We start from the raw sequence: 17,050 nt of genomic DNA on the forward strand, positions 1-17,050 counted from the left end.
GGGTCTCGGGCGCCGCCCGGCACCCTCTAACCTTGACCCGTGCTGCTGCTCGCGTTCGACACCGCTACCCCCGCCGTCACCGCCGCCGTCCACGACGGCGCGGCCGTCCTCGCCGAGGCCTTCCAGGTCGACGCCAGACGCCACGGCGAACTGCTACTCCCCACCGTGGAGCGGGTGCTGCGCGAGGCGGGCGTGGACAAGCACGACCTGACCGGCATCGCGGTCGGCGTCGGCCCAGGACCGTACACCGGCCTGCGGGTCGGCCTGGTCACCGCCGCCGCCCTCGGCGACGCGCTCGGCGTGCCGGTGCACGGCGTCTGCACGCTGGACGCGATCGCGCACCAGGCCCGCCGCGAGGGCCTCACCGGCCCGTTCACGGTGGCCACCGACGCGCGGCGCAAGGAGGTCTACTGGGCCGCGTACGACGCGGAGGGCCGGCGGACCGAGGGCCCGTCGGTGGACCGACCGGCCGAACTGGCCCCGCCGGAGCGCTCGATCGGCGCCGGGGCGCTGCTGTACGATCTGCCCGCCGCGAGCGGTCCCGAGCACGTCTCGGCCGGGGCGCTGGCCGACTTCGCGGCCACCGAGCTGGCGGCCGGCCGTCAGCTGCTGCCCAACGCGCCGCTGTACCTGCGCCGCCCGGACGCCCAGGTGCCGGCCGGCTACAAGGCGGTGCTCCCGACGTGACGACCGCGACCCTGCGGCCGATGCGCTGGTGGGACATCGAACCGGTGATGGAGCTGGAGCTCCGGCTGTTCCCCGAGGACGCCTGGTCGCGCGGCATGTACTGGTCCGAGCTGGCCGAGGCGCACCCCGGCGGCACCCGGCACTACACCGTGGCCACCGCGCCCGACGGGACCGTCCTCGGCTACGCCGGGCTGATGGCGGTCGGCGTCGAGGGCGACGTCCAGACCATCGCGGTCGACACCGGCCACCAGGGCGCCGGCCTCGGCGCCGCCCTGCTCACCGACCTGGTCGAGGAGTCCGTCCGGCGCGGCTGCGAGGAGGTGCTGCTGGAGGTGCGGGTGGACAACGTCCGCGCCCAGCAGCTGTACGAGCGCTTCGGCTTCCGGCCGGTCGGCATCCGCCGCGGCTACTACCAGCCGGCCGACGTGGACGCGCTGGTGATGCGCCTCGACCACGAGCCGGCCCACCCGACGCACGACCCGACGCACGAATCGAAGGACCCGAAGAATGGCTGACGAACCGCTCGTCCTCGGCATCGAGACCTCCTGCGACGAGACCGGCGTCGGCATCGTCCGCGGCACCACCCTGCTCGCCGACGCGGTCGCCTCCAGCGTCAACGACCACGCCCGCTACGGCGGCGTGGTGCCGGAGATCGCCAGCCGGGCGCACCTGGAGGCGATGATCCCGACCATCCGGCGCGCGCTGGACACCGCCGGGGTCAAGGCCACCGACCTGGACGGCATCGCGGTCACCGCCGGCCCCGGCCTGGCCGGCGCCCTGCTGGTCGGCGTCAGCGCCGCCAAGGCGTACGCCTGGGCGCTGGACAAGCCGCTGTACGGCGTCAACCACCTCGCCTCGCACATCTGCGTGGACCAGCTGGAGCACGGCCGGCTGCCCGAGCCGACCATGGCGCTGCTGGTCTCCGGCGGGCACTCCTCGCTGCTGCTGTCCACCGACATCACCAGCGACGTCCGGCCGCTCGGCGCGACCATCGACGACGCGGCCGGCGAGGCCTTCGACAAGGTCGCCCGGGTGCTCGGCCTGGGCTTCCCCGGCGGCCCGGTGGTCGACCGGATGGCCCGCGAGGGCGACGGCTCGGCGATCGCCTTCCCGCGCGGCCTGAGCTCCGCGAGCGACCCCGCGTACGACTTCTCCTTCTCCGGCCTGAAGACCGCCGTCGCCCGCTGGGTGGAGGCCAGGCGCCGGGCCGGCGAGGAGGTGCCGGTCGCCGACGTGGCGGCGTCCTTCCAGGAGGCGGTCACCGATGTGCTGACCCGCAAGGCGGTGCGGGCCTGCAAGGACAGCGGCGTCGACCACCTGATGATCGGCGGCGGCGTGGCGGCCAACTCCCGGCTGCGCGAGATGGCCCAGCAGCGCTGCGACAAGGCCGGCATCCAACTGCGGGTGCCGCGCCCGGGCCTGTGCACCGACAACGGTGCGATGGTCGCCGCCCTCGGCTCCGAGATGGTTTGGCGCGGCCGCTCGGCCTCCGCCTTCGACCTGTCCGCCGACTCCTCGATGCCGGTCACCGAGGTGCACGTGCCGGGCGCCCCGGACGGCCACGGCGACGTCCACGCGCACGCCCACGAGGCGCTCAGGTCGTGACCCGGGCTCACATGTGGGAGGCCCGGGCCGCCGAGGGCCGCGGCCCGGAGCTGGACGCCTGGGTGCGCGGGCACGCCCTGCCCGCGCTGCGCGGCTCGGCCGGGCTGCTGCGCACCGAACTGTTCGCCGCGCCCGGCGACCGCGTCCTGCTGATCACCTGGTGGGCGGACGAACCGTCACAGGTCGCCGACCCGCCGCCGGAGCTGCTCGCCCGACCCGTCCACCGGTGGAGCTTCACCAGCACCCACGTCGAGTAGCGTTTCCCTCCTGAGAGTTCACTGAGAGATTCCGGGGGAGCCCGACGGTGGGGAAGAGGTACGGCGCGTTCGCGCTGACGGTACTGGTGGCTGTCACGGCGACGGGCTGCGGGGGAGCCACGCCCGCCGCCCCGGCGCGGAACGCGGCGAGCGGCCAGGCCGCCCCCGCCGCCCTGCCCTCCCAGAGCCCGAGCGGGGGCGCCGACGCCGCGCCGGCGGACGCCGCCGCCTGGTCCAAGTGGGGCCTGGAGCCGCTGGCCGCGGCGCCCGCCGCCCCGGCCGACAAGCCGATCAAGCTGACGAAGACGGGCTCCGTGCCGGTCTTCAGCGACGTGCCGACCAAGGACAAGGTCGTCTTCGTCACCATCGACGACGGCGCCGAGAAGGACCCGAAGTTCGTCGAGATGCTGACCGAACTCAAGGTCCCGATCTCGATGTTCCTGACCCGCGACATCGTCAAGAACGACTACGGCTACTTCAAGCCGCTGCAGGCGCTCGGCAACCACATCCAGAACCACACGGTCACGCACGCCATCATGAGCAAGTCGTCGCCGGAGAAGCAGCACGCCGAGATCTGCGACGACCAGAGCGCGCTCACCCAGCAGTACGGCACCGCCCCGATGCTGTTCCGCCCGCCCTACGGCGACGGCGCCAACACCCCGACCCTCAACACCTCGGTGCAGCAGTGCGGTCCGCGGGCCATCGTGCTGTGGCGCGAGTCGATGCAGATCCACGACATGCAGTACCAGGCCGCCGACAAGAAGCTGAAGCCAGGCGACATCATCCTGGCCCACTTCCGCGGCCCGAAGGACCTCAAGGGCGAGACGATGACCGAGATGTTCGCCGAGCTGCTGCGCCGGATCCACGAGCAGGGCTTCGCGGTCGCCCGGCTCGAGGACTACATCCAGCCGCCGGCCTGACCCGCCCCCGGGTCAGGCGGGCTGACCCAGCATCATCAGCGGGCCGTGCTCCGTCCGGGAGAGGATCACCGTCACGGAGTTCGGCCCGGACGGCTTGAGCTGGCGGCGCAGCTCCTCCGGGGTGATCGCCATCCCGCGCTTCTTGATCACCACGGTGCCCACCGCGCGCTCCCGCAGCAGCGCCTTGAGCTTCTTGACGTTGTACGGCAGCACGTCGGTGAGCTCGTACGCGTGGGCGAAGGGCGTCGGCAGCAGCCGGTCCGCCGTCACGTAGGCGATCATCGGGTCGACCAGGCGCCCATCCACCTGCTCGGCCACCTCGGCGACCATGTGCGCGCGGATCACCGCGCCGTCCGGCTCGTACAGGTAGCGGCCGACCTCGCCGGCCGGCGGGTCGGGCAGCCGGCCGCCGGCCAGCGTGCGGTCGCCGGGCAGCAGGGTGGCCCGGTGCGGCCGTTCGGCGCCGGCGCCGGTGCCGAACCAGATCACCGCCTCCTTGACCTCGCCGTGGTCCGACACCCACTCCGCCTCGGCGCCCTCCGGCACCAGCTCGTGCGGGATGCCCGGCGCCACCTTCAGCGCCCCGTACGGCGTGCGCCGGGCGGCCTCGACCGCCCAGGAGAGCGGCGGCGAGTACGCCTCGGGGTCGAACACCCGGCCGCGCGAGGTGCGCCGCGCCGGGTCTGTGAACACCGCGTCGAAGCCCGCCACGTCCACCTCGGTGACGTCCGCGCAGCGCACCTCGATCAGCTCGGACAGGCCGAGCGCCGCCGCGTTCGCCTCCGCCACCGCACAGGTCAGCGGGGAACGGTCGACCGCCAGCACCGACACGCCCGACCGCGCCAGCGCGATCGCGTCCCCACCGATCCCGCAGCACAGGTCGGCCAGCCGCTTGACGCCGAGTCCGGCGAACCGGCGCGCCCGCCAGTCGGCGACGCTGCGCCGGGTCGCCTGCTCGACCCCGTCGGGGGTGAAGTACATCGCGTCCGCGTCCGCGCCGAACTTCTCCCGGGCCCGCTGACGCAGCCTGGCCTGCTCGAATGCCGCCCGGACCAGCTCGGCCGGGTACTCGCGGCGCAGCCGGGTGGCCAGCGCCAGCTCCTCGGCGGGGGTGAACTCGCGCAGTTCGGCGAGCAGCTCGCGGCCCTGGTCGGTCAGCAGGGCCCGGAACGATTCGATCTCCACGGGCCCCATTCTTCTACGACCCGCCCGCGACGCCATTGGCACTCTGGTTGACTGAGTGCTAACAGAGTCCTATGGTCGTTCCTGGCACTCCCCCCAGGGAGAGTGCTAACGCGACGGAGCGTGCCTGACCCCCGCGACGGCAGGCGCGCGAACGTCGCCACCTACCTGTTAGACAACCCCGTAATCTCCGAAGGGGAGCTCGGACGTGACCACCAGCAGCAAGGTTGCCATCAAGCCGCTCGAGGACCGCATTGTGGTCCAGCCGCTCGACGCCGAGACCACCACGGCCTCCGGCCTGGTTATCCCGGACACCGCCAAGGAGAAGCCCCAGGAGGGCGTCGTCCTGGCCGTCGGCCCGGGCCGCTTCGAGGACGGCCAGCGCCTGCCGCTCGACGTCGCCGTCGGTGACATCGTCCTGTACTCGAAGTACGGCGGCACCGAGGTGAAGTACCAGGGCGAGGAGTACCTGGTCCTCTCGGCTCGCGACGTCCTCGCGATCATCGAGAAGTAAGTCGTTCCAGCCCGCCCCGGATCCGTGTCGCCGTCGTGTGACAGGGGCCCGGGGCGCGGTTGTTGGCTCACGTAGGCATTGAACCCAGAGGAAACGGGACCATGGCGAAGACCCTGCAGTTCGACGAGGACGCCCGCCGCTCGCTGGAGCGCGGCGTCAACAAGCTGGCCGACACCGTCAAGGTGACCATCGGCCCCAAGGGCCGCAACGTCGTCATCGACAAGAAGTTCGGCGCCCCCACCATCACCAACGACGGTGTGACCATCGCCCGCGAGGTCGAGCTCGACGACCCGTACGAGAACCTCGGCGCGCAGCTGGTCAAGGAGGTCGCCACCAAGACCAACGACGTCGCGGGCGACGGCACCACCACCGCCACCGTGCTGGCCCAGGCCCTGGTCAACGAGGGCCTGCGCAACGTCGCCGCCGGCGCCGGCCCGGCCGCCCTGAAGAAGGGCATCGACAAGGCCGTCGCCGCCGTCACCGAGCACCTGCTCTCGGTCGCCCGCGAGATCGAGGGCAAGGACGACGTCGCCGCCGTCGCGTCCCTCTCCGCGCAGGACCCGCAGGTCGGCGAGCTGATCGCCGAGGCGATCGACAAGGTCGGCAAGGACGGTGTGATCACCGTCGAGGAGTCCAACACCTTCGGCGTCGAGCTCGAGTTCACCGAGGGCATGCAGTTCGACAAGGGCTACCTGTCGCCGTACTTCGTCACCGACGCGGAGCGTCAGGAGGCGATCCTCGAGGACCCGTACATCCTGATCAACCAGGGCAAGATCTCCTCCATCCAGGAGCTGCTCCCGCTGCTGGAGAAGGTCCTGCAGGCCGGCTCCTCCAAGCCGCTGCTGATCATCGCCGAGGACGTCGACGGCGAGGCGCTGTCCACCCTGGTGGTCAACAAGATCCGCGGCACCTTCAACGCGGTGGCCGTCAAGGCCCCGGGCTTCGGTGACCGCCGCAAGGCCATCCTCGGCGACATCGCCACCCTCACCGGCGGCCAGGTCGTCTCCGAGGAGGTCGGCCTCAAGCTCGACCAGGTCGGCCTGGAGGTGCTCGGCAGCGCCCGCCGCATCACCGTCACCAAGGACGAGACCATCGTCGTCGACGGCGCCGGCGCCTCCGACGCGGTCGCCGGCCGGGTCAACCAGATCAAGGCCGAGATCGCCAACACCGACTCGGACTGGGACCGCGAGAAGCTGCAGGAGCGCCTGGCCAAGCTGGCCGGCGGCGTCTGCGTCATCAAGGTCGGCGCGGCCACCGAGGTCGAGCTCAAGGAGCGCAAGCACCGCCTGGAGGACGCCATCTCCGCGACCCGCGCCGCGGTCGAGGAGGGCATCGTCGCCGGTGGCGGCGCCTCCCTGGTGCACGCCGCCAAGGTGCTCGAGGGCGGCCTGGGCCTGGACGGCGACGAGGCGACCGGTGTCGCCGTCGTCAAGCGCGCCCTGGTCGAGCCGCAGCGCTGGATCGCCCAGAACGCCGGCCTCGAGGGCTACGTCATCGCCCACAAGGTCGCCGAGCTGGAGGCCGGCCACGGCTACAACGCCGCCACCGGCGAGTACGTCGACCTGGTCAAGGCCGGCGTCATCGACCCGGTGAAGGTCACCCGCTCCGCCCTGGAGAACGCCGCCTCCATCGCCTCCCTGCTGCTCACCACCGAGACCCTCGTGGTGGAGAAGAAGGAGGAGGAGGCCGACAACGGTCACGGCCACTCCCACGGCGGCCACGGCCACAGCCACTGAGCTGAGGCACAGCGCCAACAGTAGGGGCGCGAGGAACTGCGCGACCGGCCATGCACTCCCGTAGTGCCGGGCCGGAGCGCGGGTCCTCGCGCCCCTCGTGGTTTCCGTATCGTTGACGCGTGATCGAAGCTCGCCACCTGCGCGTCCTGCGCGCCGTCGCCCGGACCGGCTCCTACTCGGCGGCCGCCCGCGAGCTGGGCTGCACCCAGCCGGCGGTCAGCCAGCAGATGAAGGCGCTGGAGAAGGCGGTGGCCACCCCGCTGGTGGTCCGCTCCGGCCGGGAGACCCAGCTGAGCGAGGCGGGCCGGGTGCTGCTGAAGCACGCGACCGGCATCCTGGCCGGCCTCTCCGCGGCGGAGGAGGAGGTCGCGGCGATCGCCGGACTGCGGGCCGGACGGGTGCGGCTGGTGTCCTTCCCGACCGCGAGTTCCACTCTGGTGCCGCGTTCGGTCGCCCGGTTGCGCGCCGCCCATCCGGGGGTCCGCGTGTCGCTGGTGGAGGCGGAGCCGCCGGAGTCGCTGGCGATGCTGCGCGGCGGCGAGTGCGAGGTGGCGCTGGCGTTCCGGTACCCGGACTCGCAGGGCGGCGCGGTGAGCCGGCCCGCCCCGCACGCCACCCTGCGCGAGGCGCGGGCCGAGGCGACCCTGGAGGCGGCGGCGACGGCGGCGGCCAACGACTGGTCGGACCTGGTGGTGCGCCCGCTGCTGGACGATCCGCTGGTCGGCGTGGTGCCGGCCGGCCATCCGCTGGCCGAGCGGGGCGAGGCCGATCCAGTGGATCTGGCGGAGCTGTCCGGGGAGCAGTGGATCGCGGGCTGCCCGCAGTGCCGCGGGCACCTGGTGGAGCTCTGCGAGAACGCGGGCTTCGAACCGCGGATCGACTTCGCCACCGACGACTACCCCGCGGTGGTCGGCCTGGTGGCGGCCGGGCTGGGGGTCGCGGTGCTGCCGGGGCTGGCCCTGGAGTCGGTGCGGCAGTCGGGGGTGGCGGCGGTACCGGTGCGGGTGGCGTCGGGGGATCCGGCGCGGCGTCAGGTGGTGGCGCTCACCCTGCCGGACCTGGCGGAGGTTCCGGCGGTGGACCTGATGCTGGATCAGCTCGCCGCGGCGGTCGACGCCGGCTGACCCGCGCTCCGCGTCCCGCCCCGCGGGCAGCCGAATGCGTATCGCACGCAGGGCCCCACGTGCGAGGAAACGTTTCTTCTGCGGTCGACCGGGGCTCGTGCCCCGCCTGCGTTCAGCGGCGGATGGTACCCGGCATCGCCAGCGGGACCTCGACCATCCGGTTGCGCGCGCGGCCGAGCAGTTCCTCGCGCTCGTCCTCGGTCAGTCCGCCCCAGACGCCGTAGGGCTCGCGGACGGCCAGGGCGTGTGCGGCGCACTGCGCGCGTACCGGGCAGCGCATGCACACCTCTTTGGCACTCGCCTCGCGCGAACTCCGGGCGGCCCCGCGTTCGCCCTCGGGGTGGAAGAAGAGCGAGCTGTCCACGCCGCGGCAGGCTGCGGACAGCTGCCAGTCCCAGAGGTCGGCGTTGGGGCCGGGGAGGCGGGAGAAATCTGCCATGGCTCTTACCCTTCGAGGACTCGGGACCTGGCAGCTCGGCGAGGCTGCACGGGGCCGGTAGGGACACCTGGAAATATGACTTACGCCAACCAACAGGACAAGTCACCCACAGAGCGACACAACAGTCAATGACCGGATGGAAGCTATAAAAACGGACAAACGGGGCAAGAGGTTTGACGGATTCGCTGCGGCAGACGGGTGGTGCACAGGGCGTGGACGGCTGTTGGAAGGCGCGCGGGGCGCGGGCGGCGCGCGCGAGCAGCACAAAAGTGCGGCGTGTGCACCGCGAGGTGGCTGATCCGTGACGGATCGGCCACGTACAGTGGTGGAGATGGCCCTGAAGGCCGTAACTCATTCGAGTGACGGTCGTTGGATGTGCGGAGGCGGTTAGCGGGCGCTGGAGCCCGGGAACGATCGCGGTGGCATCGGCGATCAACCGGGGTCCGTCGCCAATCGGCCGTGTCGGAGAGGTTCGTACCAGCCAGGAGGCTCAACGTGACGCGGATCAGCTGCGGAGGACGGTCATGACATCCGTACTCGTCTGCGACGATTCCCCGCTCGCCCGGGAGGCGCTTCGCCGAGCGGTCGCGACCGTGCCCGGCGTCGACCGGGTGACCACTGCGACGAACGGTGAGGAGGTCCTCCGCCGCTGGGTGGCCGACCGCTCCGATCTCGTTCTGATGGATGTCCGGATGCCCGGCCTCGGCGGGGTGGAGACTGTGCGCCGGCTGCTGTCGGCCGACCCCGGTGCCCGGATCATCATGCTCACCGTCGCCGAGGACCTGGACGGCGTCGCCCTCGCGGTGGCCGCCGGTGCCCGCGGTTACCTGCACAAGGACGCCTCGCGCGCCGAACTGCGGGCCACCGTGACCCAGGCGCTCGCCGACCCGACCTGGCGGCTCGCACCGCGCCGGCTGCGCAGCCCCGACATGGGTGCGGCGCCGACGTTGACGGCGCGTGAGATCCAGGTGCTGGAGGGCATGAGCCACGGCCGGAGCAACGCGGAGATCGGCCGCGAGCTGTTCCTGTCCGAGGACACCGTCAAGACCCACGCCCGGCGCCTGTTCAAGAAGCTCGGCGCCTCGGACCGCGCGCACGCCGTGGCGCTCGGTTTCCGCTGGGGCCTGGTCCGCTGAGCGAACGCCGAACGAACCGGGCCCGCCCGGACGTGTGACGTTGCGGTCCCGAGGCTGCACCATGGAGAAGTGGAGCACCTCGGGGACCGGCGGACAGGCATGGGAGGCGGCACAGTGCACTCGGCGCATAACGTTCCGATGCACAAGTCCGGACGCGGTGCCGCGTTTTCCGCGTCGACCAGGCACCATGGACCGATGCGTGACGACGAGGCCGCCGCCACGGGCGCGGCCGAGCCCGAGACGGCGCAGCCCGACCCCGGCGGTCCGGCTGCCGATCCGTCGTACACGCCGGGTGGACGGCCGCCGGTGCTCGGCGCCGCCACCTCGTCCGAGGTGGCCGACCTGGTCGCCGCCGCGGTCCGCGGCGACGGGCCCGCGATCGAGGCCCTGCTCGGATACGTGCTTCCGCTCGCCCTGCGCTACTGCCGCGGCCGGCTGGTCCGGCTGCCCGGCGGGGCGCGGCACCACGTGGACGACGTGGCCCAGGAGGTGTGCGTCGCGGTGCTCTGCGCACTGCCGCGCTACCGGGACACCGGCCGCCCCTTCGAGGCCTTCGTGTACGGGATCGCCGCGCACAAGATCGCCGATCTGCAGCGGGCCGCGATGCGCGGCCCCGGCTCGACCGTGATCCCCCCGGACGATCTGCCGGAGACCCCGGACGACTCGCTCGGCCCGGAGGAGCGGGCACTGCTGAGCAGTGACGCGGCCTGGATCAAGGAACTGCTGTCCAACCTGCCGGCCCGCCAGCGCGAGCTGGTGCTGCTGCGGGTGGCGGACGGGCTGTCGGCGGAGGAGACCGGCGAGGTGCTCGGGATGTCGCCGGGCGCCGTCCGGGTCGCCCAGCACCGCGCGCTCAGCCGGCTCCGCGCGCTGGCGGAGGAGTCCTCCTAAGTCGGGACAGGTCCGGCGGAAGAGTCCCCGTGGGGTTCGCGTTGTCAAGAGGGCGCGAGGAGATACCTCAGGACACCAGTACCATGGGGTATCGGCGCCTGGTCGGGTTGCCAAAGTTTCGTGGGTGTGCGCGGGGTTCCGTTGGAGGTTCCTCCAAGCGCCGAGCGTCTTGGCGGCCGAGTGCCACGCCGGTGCGCGCGGGTGGGACGCCGCGACCGCGGAGGTCCGCCCTGCTGAGTCAGACGCGCTCGGAAACCCCTCACCGGGCGCGACAGAGATCGACGGCCCGCCACGGAAGGTCCCTTAGATGTCTTACAACGCCGCAGGCGTACCCGAGAAGTTCGCGATGCTCGGGCTCACGTACGACGACGTCCTGCTGCTGCCCGGGGCCTCCGAGGTGTTGCCGAACCAGGTCGACACCTCCTCGCGGGTCTCCCGCAATGTGCGGGTCAACATCCCGCTGCTGTCCGCCGCGATGGACAAGGTCACCGAGTCCCGGATGGCCATCGCGATGGCCCGCCAGGGCGGCGTGGGTGTGCTGCACCGCAACCTGTCGATCGAGGACCAGGTCAACCAGGTCGACCTGGTCAAGCGCTCCGAGTCCGGCATGGTGACCGACCCGATCACCGTCGGCCCGGAGGCCACCCTGGCCGAGGCCGACGCGCTCTGCGCCCGCTTCCGGATCTCCGGCGTGCCGGTGGCGAATCCGGACGGCAAGCTGCTGGGCATCGTGACCAACCGCGACATGGCCTTCGAGAGCGACCGCAGCCGCAAGGTCGCCGAGATCATGACGCCGATGCCGCTGATCACCGGCAAGGTGGGCATCTCCGGCCCGGACGCGATGGCGCTGCTGCGCCGCCACAAGATCGAGAAGCTGCCGCTGGTCGACGACGACGGCCGGATCAAGGGCCTGATCACGGTCAAGGACTTCGTCAAGGCCGAGCAGTACCCGAACGCGGCCAAGGACGCCGAGGGCCGTCTGCTGGTCGGCGCCGCCGTGGGCGCCTCCGCCGAGTCCTTCGACCGCGCCCAGGCGCTGGTCGGCGCGGGCGTCGACTTCCTGGTCGTCGACACCTCGCACGGCCACAACAGCAACGCGCTGAGCTGGATGTCGAAGATCAAGTCGGCGGTCGGCGTCGACGTCATCGGCGGCAACGTCGCCACCCGCGACGGCGCGCAGGCGATGATCGACGCCGGTGTCGACGGCGTCAAGGTCGGTGTCGGCCCGGGCTCCATCTGCACCACCCGCGTCGTCGCCGGCATCGGCGTCCCGCAGGTCACCGCGATCTACGAGGCCGCGCTGGCCTGCCGGGAGGCCGGCGTCCCGGTCATCGGCGACGGTGGCCTGCAGTACTCCGGCGACATCGGCAAGGCGCTGGCCGCCGGCGCCGACACCGTGATGCTGGGCTCGCTGCTGGCCGGCTGCGAGGAGTCGCCCGGCGAGCTGCTGTTCATCAACGGCAAGCAGTTCAAGTCCTACCGCGGCATGGGCTCGCTCGGCGCGATGCAGTCACGCGGCCAGGCGAAGTCCTTCTCCAAGGACCGCTACTTCCAGGGCGAGGTGACCTCCGACGAGAAGCTGATCGCCGAGGGCATCGAGGGCCAGGTCCCCTTCCGCGGTCCGCTGTCCGCGGTGCTGTTCCAGCTGGTCGGCGGTCTGCGCCAGACCATGGGCTACGTGGGCGCCGCGACCATCGCCGAGATGGAGAGCAAGGGCCGCTTCGTCCGGATCACCTCCGCCGGTCTGAAGGAGAGCCACCCGCACGACATCCAGATGACCGTCGAGGCTCCGAACTACAACAGCCGGGGCTGACCGCAGTCGGGCCGGGGCCCGTCGTCCGCGTTTCGCGGCGGCGGGCCTTCGCCGTTCGCGCGGCCGGTCCCGGCCCGGGGTGATCCCGTGGACGGGCCGGTCCGGTGGGGGGTGCCGTCCGGCCCTCGGCCGGTCGCGGCAGGGGACGTGCGGGTGCGGGATACTGGGGGCGGCCGGGGTGACCCGGCCGGGAGATGCACAGCAGCAGCAGAAGGGCTCGAAGTGACTGAGATCGAGATCGGGCGAGGCAAGCGCGGCCGCCGGGCTTACGCCTTCGACGACATCGCCGTCGTCCCCAGCCGCCGTACCCGGGACCCGAAGGAGGTCTCGATCGCCTGGCAGATCGACGCCTACCGCTTCGAGCTGCCCTTCCTGGCGGCGCCGATGGACAGCGTCGTCTCGCCCGACCAGGCGATCACCATCGGTCGGCTCGGCGGCCTCGGCGTGCTGAACCTCGAGGGCCTGTGGACCCGGTACGAGGACCCGCAGCCGCTGCTGGACGAGATCGCGGCGATGACCGACGAGGTGGCCGCCACCCGCCGGCTGCAGGAGATCTACGCCGAGCCGATCAAGGCCGAGCTGATCAAGGAGCGGATCAAGCAGGTCCGCGAGTCCGGTGTGGTCACCGCCGCCGCGCTCTCGCCGCAGCGCACCGCCGAGTTCTCCAAGGCCGTGGTCGACGCCGGCGTGGACGTCTTCGTCATCCGCGGCACCACGGTCTCCGCCGAGCACGTCTCCGGTGCCGCCGAGCCGCTCAACCTCAAGCAGTTCATCTACGAGCTCGACGTCCCGGTGATCGTCGGCGGCTGCGCCACCTACACCGCCGCGCTGCACCTGATGCGGACCGGCGCGGCCGGCGTGCTGGTCGGCTTCGGCGGCGGCGCCGCCCACACCACCCGGGGCGTCCTGGGCATCCAGGTGCCGATGGCCACCGCGGTGGCCGACGTGGCCGCGGCCCGCCGCGACTACATGGACGAGTCCGGCGGCCGCTACGTGCACGTGATCGCCGACGGCGGCGTGGGCTTCAGCGGCGACATCCCCAAGGCGGTGGCCTGCGGCGCCGACGCGGTGATGATCGGTGCCGCGCTGGCCCGGGCCACCGACGCGCCCGGCCGCGGCCACCACTGGGGCATGGAGGCGGTCCACGAGGAGCTGCCGCGCGGCAAGCGCGTGCACCTGGGCACCGTGGGCACCACCGAGGAGATCCTGACCGGTCCGTCGCACACCCCGGACGGCACCATGAACCTCTTCGGCGCGCTCCGCCGGGCGATGGCGACCACCGGCTACACCGAGCTCAAGGAGTTCCAGCGGGTCGAGGTCACCGTCAACCCCGCGCTCAACCACCGCTGACGGCAAGTCAGTTCACCGAAGGGCCCCTGTCGTTGACAGGGGCCCTTCGGCGTCCGGCGGAAAACCGAGGGCCGGTTGGCGCCGGGCCGCCGTGACAGGGGATGATGGAGTCTTGGGCCGGCAACACATGGGGGAGAGCGCACCGATGACGCAGCCGCAGGAGTCCATCGGCCGTCTGCTGGCGGGGCGTTACCGGCTGAACGACGTGCTCGGCCGGGGCGGCATGGGCACCGTCTGGCGGGCCGAGGACGAGATGCTCGGCCGGATCGTGGCGGTCAAGGAACTACGCATGACCGGCGCGGTGGACGAGGACGAGAAGCACCGTCTGATCGTCCGTACGCTCCGCGAGGCCAAGGCGACCGCCCGGATCCGGCACACCGCCGCCGTCACCGTCTTCGACGTGGTCGAGGAGGACGAGCGGCCGTGGATCGTGATGGAGCTGGTCGAGTCCCGCTCGCTGGCCGAGGTGATCAAGGAGGACGGCACCCTCACCCCGGTGCGGGCCGCCGAGATCGCGCTCGACCTGCTCGGCGTGCTCGGCGCCGCGCACAGCCACGGCATCCTGCACCGTGACGTGAAGCCGTCCAATGTGCTGATCGGCGAGGACGGCCGGGTGGTGCTCACCGACTTCGGCATCGCCAGCGTCGAGGGCGACACCTCGATCACCTCCACCGGCATGCTGGTCGGCGCGCCCTCGTACATCTCGCCCGAGCGGGCCCGCGGGCAGAAGCCCGGCCCGCCGGCCGACATGTGGTCGCTCGGCGGCACCCTGTACGCGATGGTCGAGGGCAACCCGCCCTACGACCGCGGCTCGGCGCTGGCCACGCTCACCGCGGTGATGACCGAGGACCTCGCCCCGCCGCTGAACGCCGGCCCGCTGCGGCCGGTGATCGAGGGCCTGCTGATCAAGGACCCGGCCGAGCGGCTGGACGCGGCCGCCACCCGGGCGATGCTCAAGCGGATCGTCGCCGACGGCGCGGCCCGCGCCGAGGCCACCACCCAGCAGGCCGTCCCGACCCCGGCCTCGGCCCCGGTCGCGGCTGCGAAGCCGGAGACGAAGGCCGCGACGGCTGCCGGGAAGTCCGCGGTCGCAGCGGCGGCAGCGGGCGCGCCCTCCGTCAAGGAGCCGGCCGAGGCGGCGCAGGCCGCTGCGGAGAAGCCGCGGCGCGCCGGGGTGGGCACGGTGCGGGTCGGCAGCCGTTCGGCCGCGCCGTCGGCGCCCATGCCTACGCCCGCGGCCGCCGCCGTCCCGGCCCCGCGGACTCCGGAGGCGTCGGCCCCGGCCGAGCCGCAGACCTCGATGATGCCGGCGACCGGCACCGCCGACCGGCGGCGGCGCACCGCCGTCCTGGCCGGCGGCGCGGTGGTGCTGGTCCTGGTGCTGGTCGCCGCCCTGATCGCGCTGCTCCACCACGACAAGAAGACCGGCTCCTCCTCCGCGGACCAGGCCCCGGCCTCCACCGCGCCCGACGCCACGGGTGCCCCGGCCGCCTCCGGCGCGCCCGCGGGCTCGCCCGCTCCGGGCGGGACCGCGGCCTCGCCGGCGCCCGGCACGGGTACCGGTACTGGTACCGGCACCGGTACGGGCGCGAGCCCGGCGGCGTCCGCCGGGCAGACCCCGGCCGCCTCCGGTGCCCCGGCCGGTCAGCCGCCCGCCGGGTTCACCCTCTGGAAGGACCCGTCCGGCTTCTCCCTGGCGATACCCGACTGGCTCACGGACAAGGGCGTGGACTACGACTCCACCAGCCGCAAGTTCGAGGGCCGCGGGATGAAGTTGATGATCGACTGGCGCCAGCCGGCCGGTGACAACGCGCTGAAGGACTGGCAGGAGATGGACCAGAGCGGGCCGTCGACCTTCTCCAACTACAAGCGCATCCGCGTCGAGGGCATGACCTTCCGCAGCTGGACCAACGCCGCCGACTGGGAGTGGACCTACACCCGGTCCGGCAGCACCGCGCACGCGCTCAACCGCGGCTTCGTCACCGGCGGCGGCAAGTACGGGTACGCGATCTTCTGGACCATCCCCGAGTCGGACTGGAGCGGCCCGGTCGCCTCGCAGGCCCGCCAGGTCTCCTTCGACACCTTCCAGCCCGCACCGTAGTTCGGGCACCTTGCGCCGTACTCTGGCCCGAGGGCGGCAGGGAGGGACGGGATGAGAACGGCACCGGGCCAGGTGGTCGGAGGGTGGTACCGGGTGACGGACCATCCGGCGGGCGAGGACGTGCCCGCGCAGGACCTGCGGTCCGGGGCGCGGGTGCGGATACGCCCGCTGGAGCTTCCCGAACTGCTCACCCCCGGCGGGCCGGAGGGACCCGAGTACCCCCGGTACGGCCCGCGGCTGGCCGAACGGGTGGCCGCGGTCGCCGCCGCCGCACCCGACCATGCCCGGCTGCTGCGCGGCCTGGAGGCGGTGCCCGAGGACGAGCTGCTGTGGGTCGTCGAGGAGCGGACCGCCGGCGAGCCGCTGTCCCGGCTGGCCGGCAACGGGCCGGTCTCCGCGTACCGGGTGGCGGAGATCGCCGCCGACCTGGCCACCGCCCTGCGGGCCCTGCACCGGGCGGGGCTGACGCACGGCAACCTGACCGCCGACACGGTGCTGGTCTGCGAGGACGGCGCCGCCCTGCTCGGCGGGCTGCTCGGCGGCGCGGCCGAGGAGGAGCTCTGCGCGGCGGTCGGCGGGCCGGTGCCGCGCCGGGTGTACGAGACCCGGGCGCTGCTGGTCGGGCCGCGCGCCGAGCGCTGGCCGATCGACGCCGGCGCGCCGGGCGACTGCTGGGCGCTGGGGGTGCTGCTGTACCGGCTGCTGACCGGGTACGGGCCGTACCCGGAGGACGACCTGCCGACGCTGCTGGCGGCGGTCCGGGACGGGCGGGCGCGGTCGGCGGAGGGCTGCGGGGTGCTGCGTCCGCTGGTGGAGCGGCTGTTGCAGCCGGATCCGGGGCTGCGGCCGGACGCGGCGGCGATCCAGGGAGAGCTGCGCGCGGTGCTGGCCGGGGCGCCGGAGCCGTACGGGTCGGGGACCGTCCCGGTGCCGCTGCTGCCGGTGGTGCGGCCGCCGGCCGGGCCGCTGGTCCCCACCGGGCGCAGGCGCGTCCGGCGGACTGCCCGTCAGCACACGGAGCATCAGTCCGCGCTGCCCGCCCGGCGTGCGCCGGTGGTACCGCCGGCGCTGCTCGGTCCGCTGCTGGTGGGCGGGGTGGTGCTGGCGCTGGTGGCCGCGTTGGCCGCGGTGGTGCTGGTCGCGGGCTGAACCGGGGCGGTCACGCTGCGGTGCGGAGGCAGGGGCGAGATTCCGGGAGTGCCACCTGCGGCCTAATCTGAGCGTGAAAGAAGACACGCGGTGACTGCGGTGCACCGGGACCCCCGCCGGAACGGCGGTGGGGCAGTGAGGGGGAG

The 17,050-nt window shown here is 72.9% G+C and carries 16 protein-coding genes; 14 read left to right on the forward strand and 2 right to left on the reverse strand.

Features of this window, described 5'->3' with window-relative positions:
• Positions 1 to 39 precede the first annotated feature (39 nt).
• The 5 genes from tsaB to FHR36_RS14915 are packed head-to-tail and all read left to right on the forward strand — an operon-like array spanning position 40 to position 3,469.
• Positions 40 to 687 carry a tRNA (adenosine(37)-N6)-threonylcarbamoyltransferase complex dimerization subunit type 1 TsaB gene (gene tsaB, locus FHR36_RS14895; RefSeq protein ID WP_253797305.1) on the forward strand — a complete coding sequence of 216 codons (648 nt, stop codon included), beginning with the start codon at positions 40 to 42 and terminating at the stop codon, positions 685 to 687.
• Positions 688 to 707: 20 nt separating this feature from the next.
• Entirely contained in the window at positions 708 to 1,202 is a 495-nt protein-coding gene (gene rimI / locus FHR36_RS14900) for a ribosomal protein S18-alanine N-acetyltransferase (RefSeq protein WP_253799276.1), read from the forward strand.
• On the forward strand, positions 1,195 to 2,292 hold the full coding sequence (gene tsaD, locus FHR36_RS14905) for a tRNA (adenosine(37)-N6)-threonylcarbamoyltransferase complex transferase subunit TsaD (protein WP_253797307.1): 1,098 nt from the start codon (positions 1,195 to 1,197) through the stop codon (positions 2,290 to 2,292). Before rimI ends, tsaD begins: the two co-directional genes overlap by 8 nt.
• Positions 2,289 to 2,549 (forward strand): hypothetical protein, encoded by a 261-nt coding sequence (locus FHR36_RS14910; RefSeq protein WP_253797308.1) that lies wholly within the window; start codon positions 2,289 to 2,291, stop codon positions 2,547 to 2,549. The genes tsaD and FHR36_RS14910 overlap by 4 nt, the downstream gene beginning before the upstream one ends.
• Positions 2,550 to 2,596: 47 nt before the next feature.
• Positions 2,597 to 3,469 (forward strand): polysaccharide deacetylase family protein, encoded by an 873-nt coding sequence (locus FHR36_RS14915; RefSeq protein ID WP_253797309.1) that lies wholly within the window; start codon positions 2,597 to 2,599, stop codon positions 3,467 to 3,469.
• A 12-nt stretch (positions 3,470 to 3,481) separates the two neighbouring features.
• Here the strand turns inward: FHR36_RS14915 and FHR36_RS14920 are convergent, their stop codons facing one another.
• Positions 3,482 to 4,663: a class I SAM-dependent methyltransferase gene (locus FHR36_RS14920; protein ID WP_253797313.1), complete on the reverse strand. Its 1,182-nt coding sequence runs from the start codon at positions 4,661 to 4,663 to the stop codon at positions 3,482 to 3,484.
• Positions 4,664 to 4,859: 196 nt separating this feature from the next.
• Here FHR36_RS14920 and groES point away from each other — a divergent pair, with 196 nt between their 5' ends.
• The 3 genes from groES (at position 4,860) to FHR36_RS14935 (ending at position 8,025) form a co-directional block, all read left to right on the forward strand.
• The gene (groES, locus tag FHR36_RS14925; RefSeq protein WP_014136232.1) at positions 4,860 to 5,165 is read left to right on the forward strand and encodes a co-chaperone GroES; all 306 of its coding nucleotides are present in this window, start codon (positions 4,860 to 4,862) and stop codon (positions 5,163 to 5,165) included.
• Positions 5,166 to 5,266: 101 nt separating this feature from the next.
• Positions 5,267 to 6,901 (forward strand): chaperonin GroEL, encoded by a 1,635-nt coding sequence (gene groL, locus FHR36_RS14930; protein WP_253797323.1) that lies wholly within the window; start codon positions 5,267 to 5,269, stop codon positions 6,899 to 6,901.
• 119 nt (positions 6,902 to 7,020) lie between these two features.
• Entirely contained in the window at positions 7,021 to 8,025 is a 1,005-nt protein-coding gene (locus FHR36_RS14935) for a LysR family transcriptional regulator (protein ID WP_253797325.1), read from the forward strand.
• 112 nt (positions 8,026 to 8,137) lie between these two features.
• Here FHR36_RS14935 and FHR36_RS14940 read toward each other — a convergent pair whose 3' ends face one another.
• Positions 8,138 to 8,464, reverse strand: coding sequence for a WhiB family transcriptional regulator (locus FHR36_RS14940; protein ID WP_253797327.1), 327 nt, complete (start codon positions 8,462 to 8,464; stop codon positions 8,138 to 8,140).
• A 524-nt stretch (positions 8,465 to 8,988) separates the two neighbouring features.
• Between FHR36_RS14940 and FHR36_RS14945 the strand changes: the two genes are divergently transcribed.
• The 6 genes from FHR36_RS14945 to FHR36_RS14970 all read left to right on the forward strand — a co-directional run bounded on the left by FHR36_RS14945 (position 8,989) and on the right by FHR36_RS14970 (position 16,904).
• Positions 8,989 to 9,600, forward strand: a complete 612-nt coding sequence (locus tag FHR36_RS14945) for a response regulator transcription factor (RefSeq protein WP_014136228.1) — start codon at positions 8,989 to 8,991, stop codon at positions 9,598 to 9,600.
• A 195-nt stretch (positions 9,601 to 9,795) separates the two neighbouring features.
• Positions 9,796 to 10,491, forward strand: coding sequence for an RNA polymerase sigma factor ShbA (gene shbA, locus FHR36_RS14950; RefSeq protein WP_301330247.1), 696 nt, complete (start codon positions 9,796 to 9,798; stop codon positions 10,489 to 10,491).
• 307 nt (positions 10,492 to 10,798) lie between these two features.
• Entirely contained in the window at positions 10,799 to 12,304 is a 1,506-nt protein-coding gene (gene guaB, locus FHR36_RS14955; RefSeq protein ID WP_253797340.1) for an IMP dehydrogenase, read from the forward strand.
• Between the two features lie 222 nt (positions 12,305 to 12,526).
• Complete coding sequence (locus FHR36_RS14960) at positions 12,527 to 13,654, forward strand: GuaB3 family IMP dehydrogenase-related protein (protein ID WP_253797353.1); 1,128 nt, start codon at positions 12,527 to 12,529, stop codon at positions 13,652 to 13,654.
• A 145-nt stretch (positions 13,655 to 13,799) separates the two neighbouring features.
• The gene (locus tag FHR36_RS14965) at positions 13,800 to 15,755 is read left to right on the forward strand and encodes a serine/threonine-protein kinase (protein ID WP_253797360.1); all 1,956 of its coding nucleotides are present in this window, start codon (positions 13,800 to 13,802) and stop codon (positions 15,753 to 15,755) included.
• Between the two features lie 51 nt (positions 15,756 to 15,806).
• A complete protein-coding gene (locus FHR36_RS14970) occupies positions 15,807 to 16,904 on the forward strand; it encodes a protein kinase family protein (RefSeq protein ID WP_253797362.1) in 1,098 nt (365 codons plus the stop codon).
• Positions 16,905 to 17,050: the final 146 nt, after the last annotated feature.

The sequence above is a fragment of the Kitasatospora cinereorecta genome, assembly GCF_024172095.1.
GTDB lineage: Bacteria > Actinomycetota > Actinomycetes > Streptomycetales > Streptomycetaceae > Kitasatospora > Kitasatospora cinereorecta.

Bases quoted from the DNA above. Each gene is read 5' to 3' on its own strand.
- rimI (WP_253799276.1), top strand. From the start codon at position 708: ATGCGCTGGTGGGACATCGAACCGGTGATGGAGCTGGAGCTCCGGCTG.
- tsaD (WP_253797307.1), top strand. From the start codon at position 1,195: ATGGCTGACGAACCGCTCGTCCTCGGCATCGAGACCTCCTGCGACGAG.
- FHR36_RS14920 (WP_253797313.1), bottom strand. From the start codon at position 4,663: ATGGGGCCCGTGGAGATCGAATCGTTCCGGGCCCTGCTGACCGACCAG.
- groL (WP_253797323.1), top strand. From the start codon at position 5,267: ATGGCGAAGACCCTGCAGTTCGACGAGGACGCCCGCCGCTCGCTGGAG.
- FHR36_RS14940 (WP_253797327.1), bottom strand. From the start codon at position 8,464: ATGGCAGATTTCTCCCGCCTCCCCGGCCCCAACGCCGACCTCTGGGAC.
- FHR36_RS14945 (WP_014136228.1), top strand. From the start codon at position 8,989: ATGACATCCGTACTCGTCTGCGACGATTCCCCGCTCGCCCGGGAGGCG.
- shbA (WP_301330247.1), top strand. From the start codon at position 9,796: ATGCGTGACGACGAGGCCGCCGCCACGGGCGCGGCCGAGCCCGAGACG.
- guaB (WP_253797340.1), top strand. From the start codon at position 10,799: ATGTCTTACAACGCCGCAGGCGTACCCGAGAAGTTCGCGATGCTCGGG.
- FHR36_RS14965 (WP_253797360.1), top strand. From the start codon at position 13,800: ATGACGCAGCCGCAGGAGTCCATCGGCCGTCTGCTGGCGGGGCGTTAC.
- FHR36_RS14970 (WP_253797362.1), top strand. From the start codon at position 15,807: ATGAGAACGGCACCGGGCCAGGTGGTCGGAGGGTGGTACCGGGTGACG.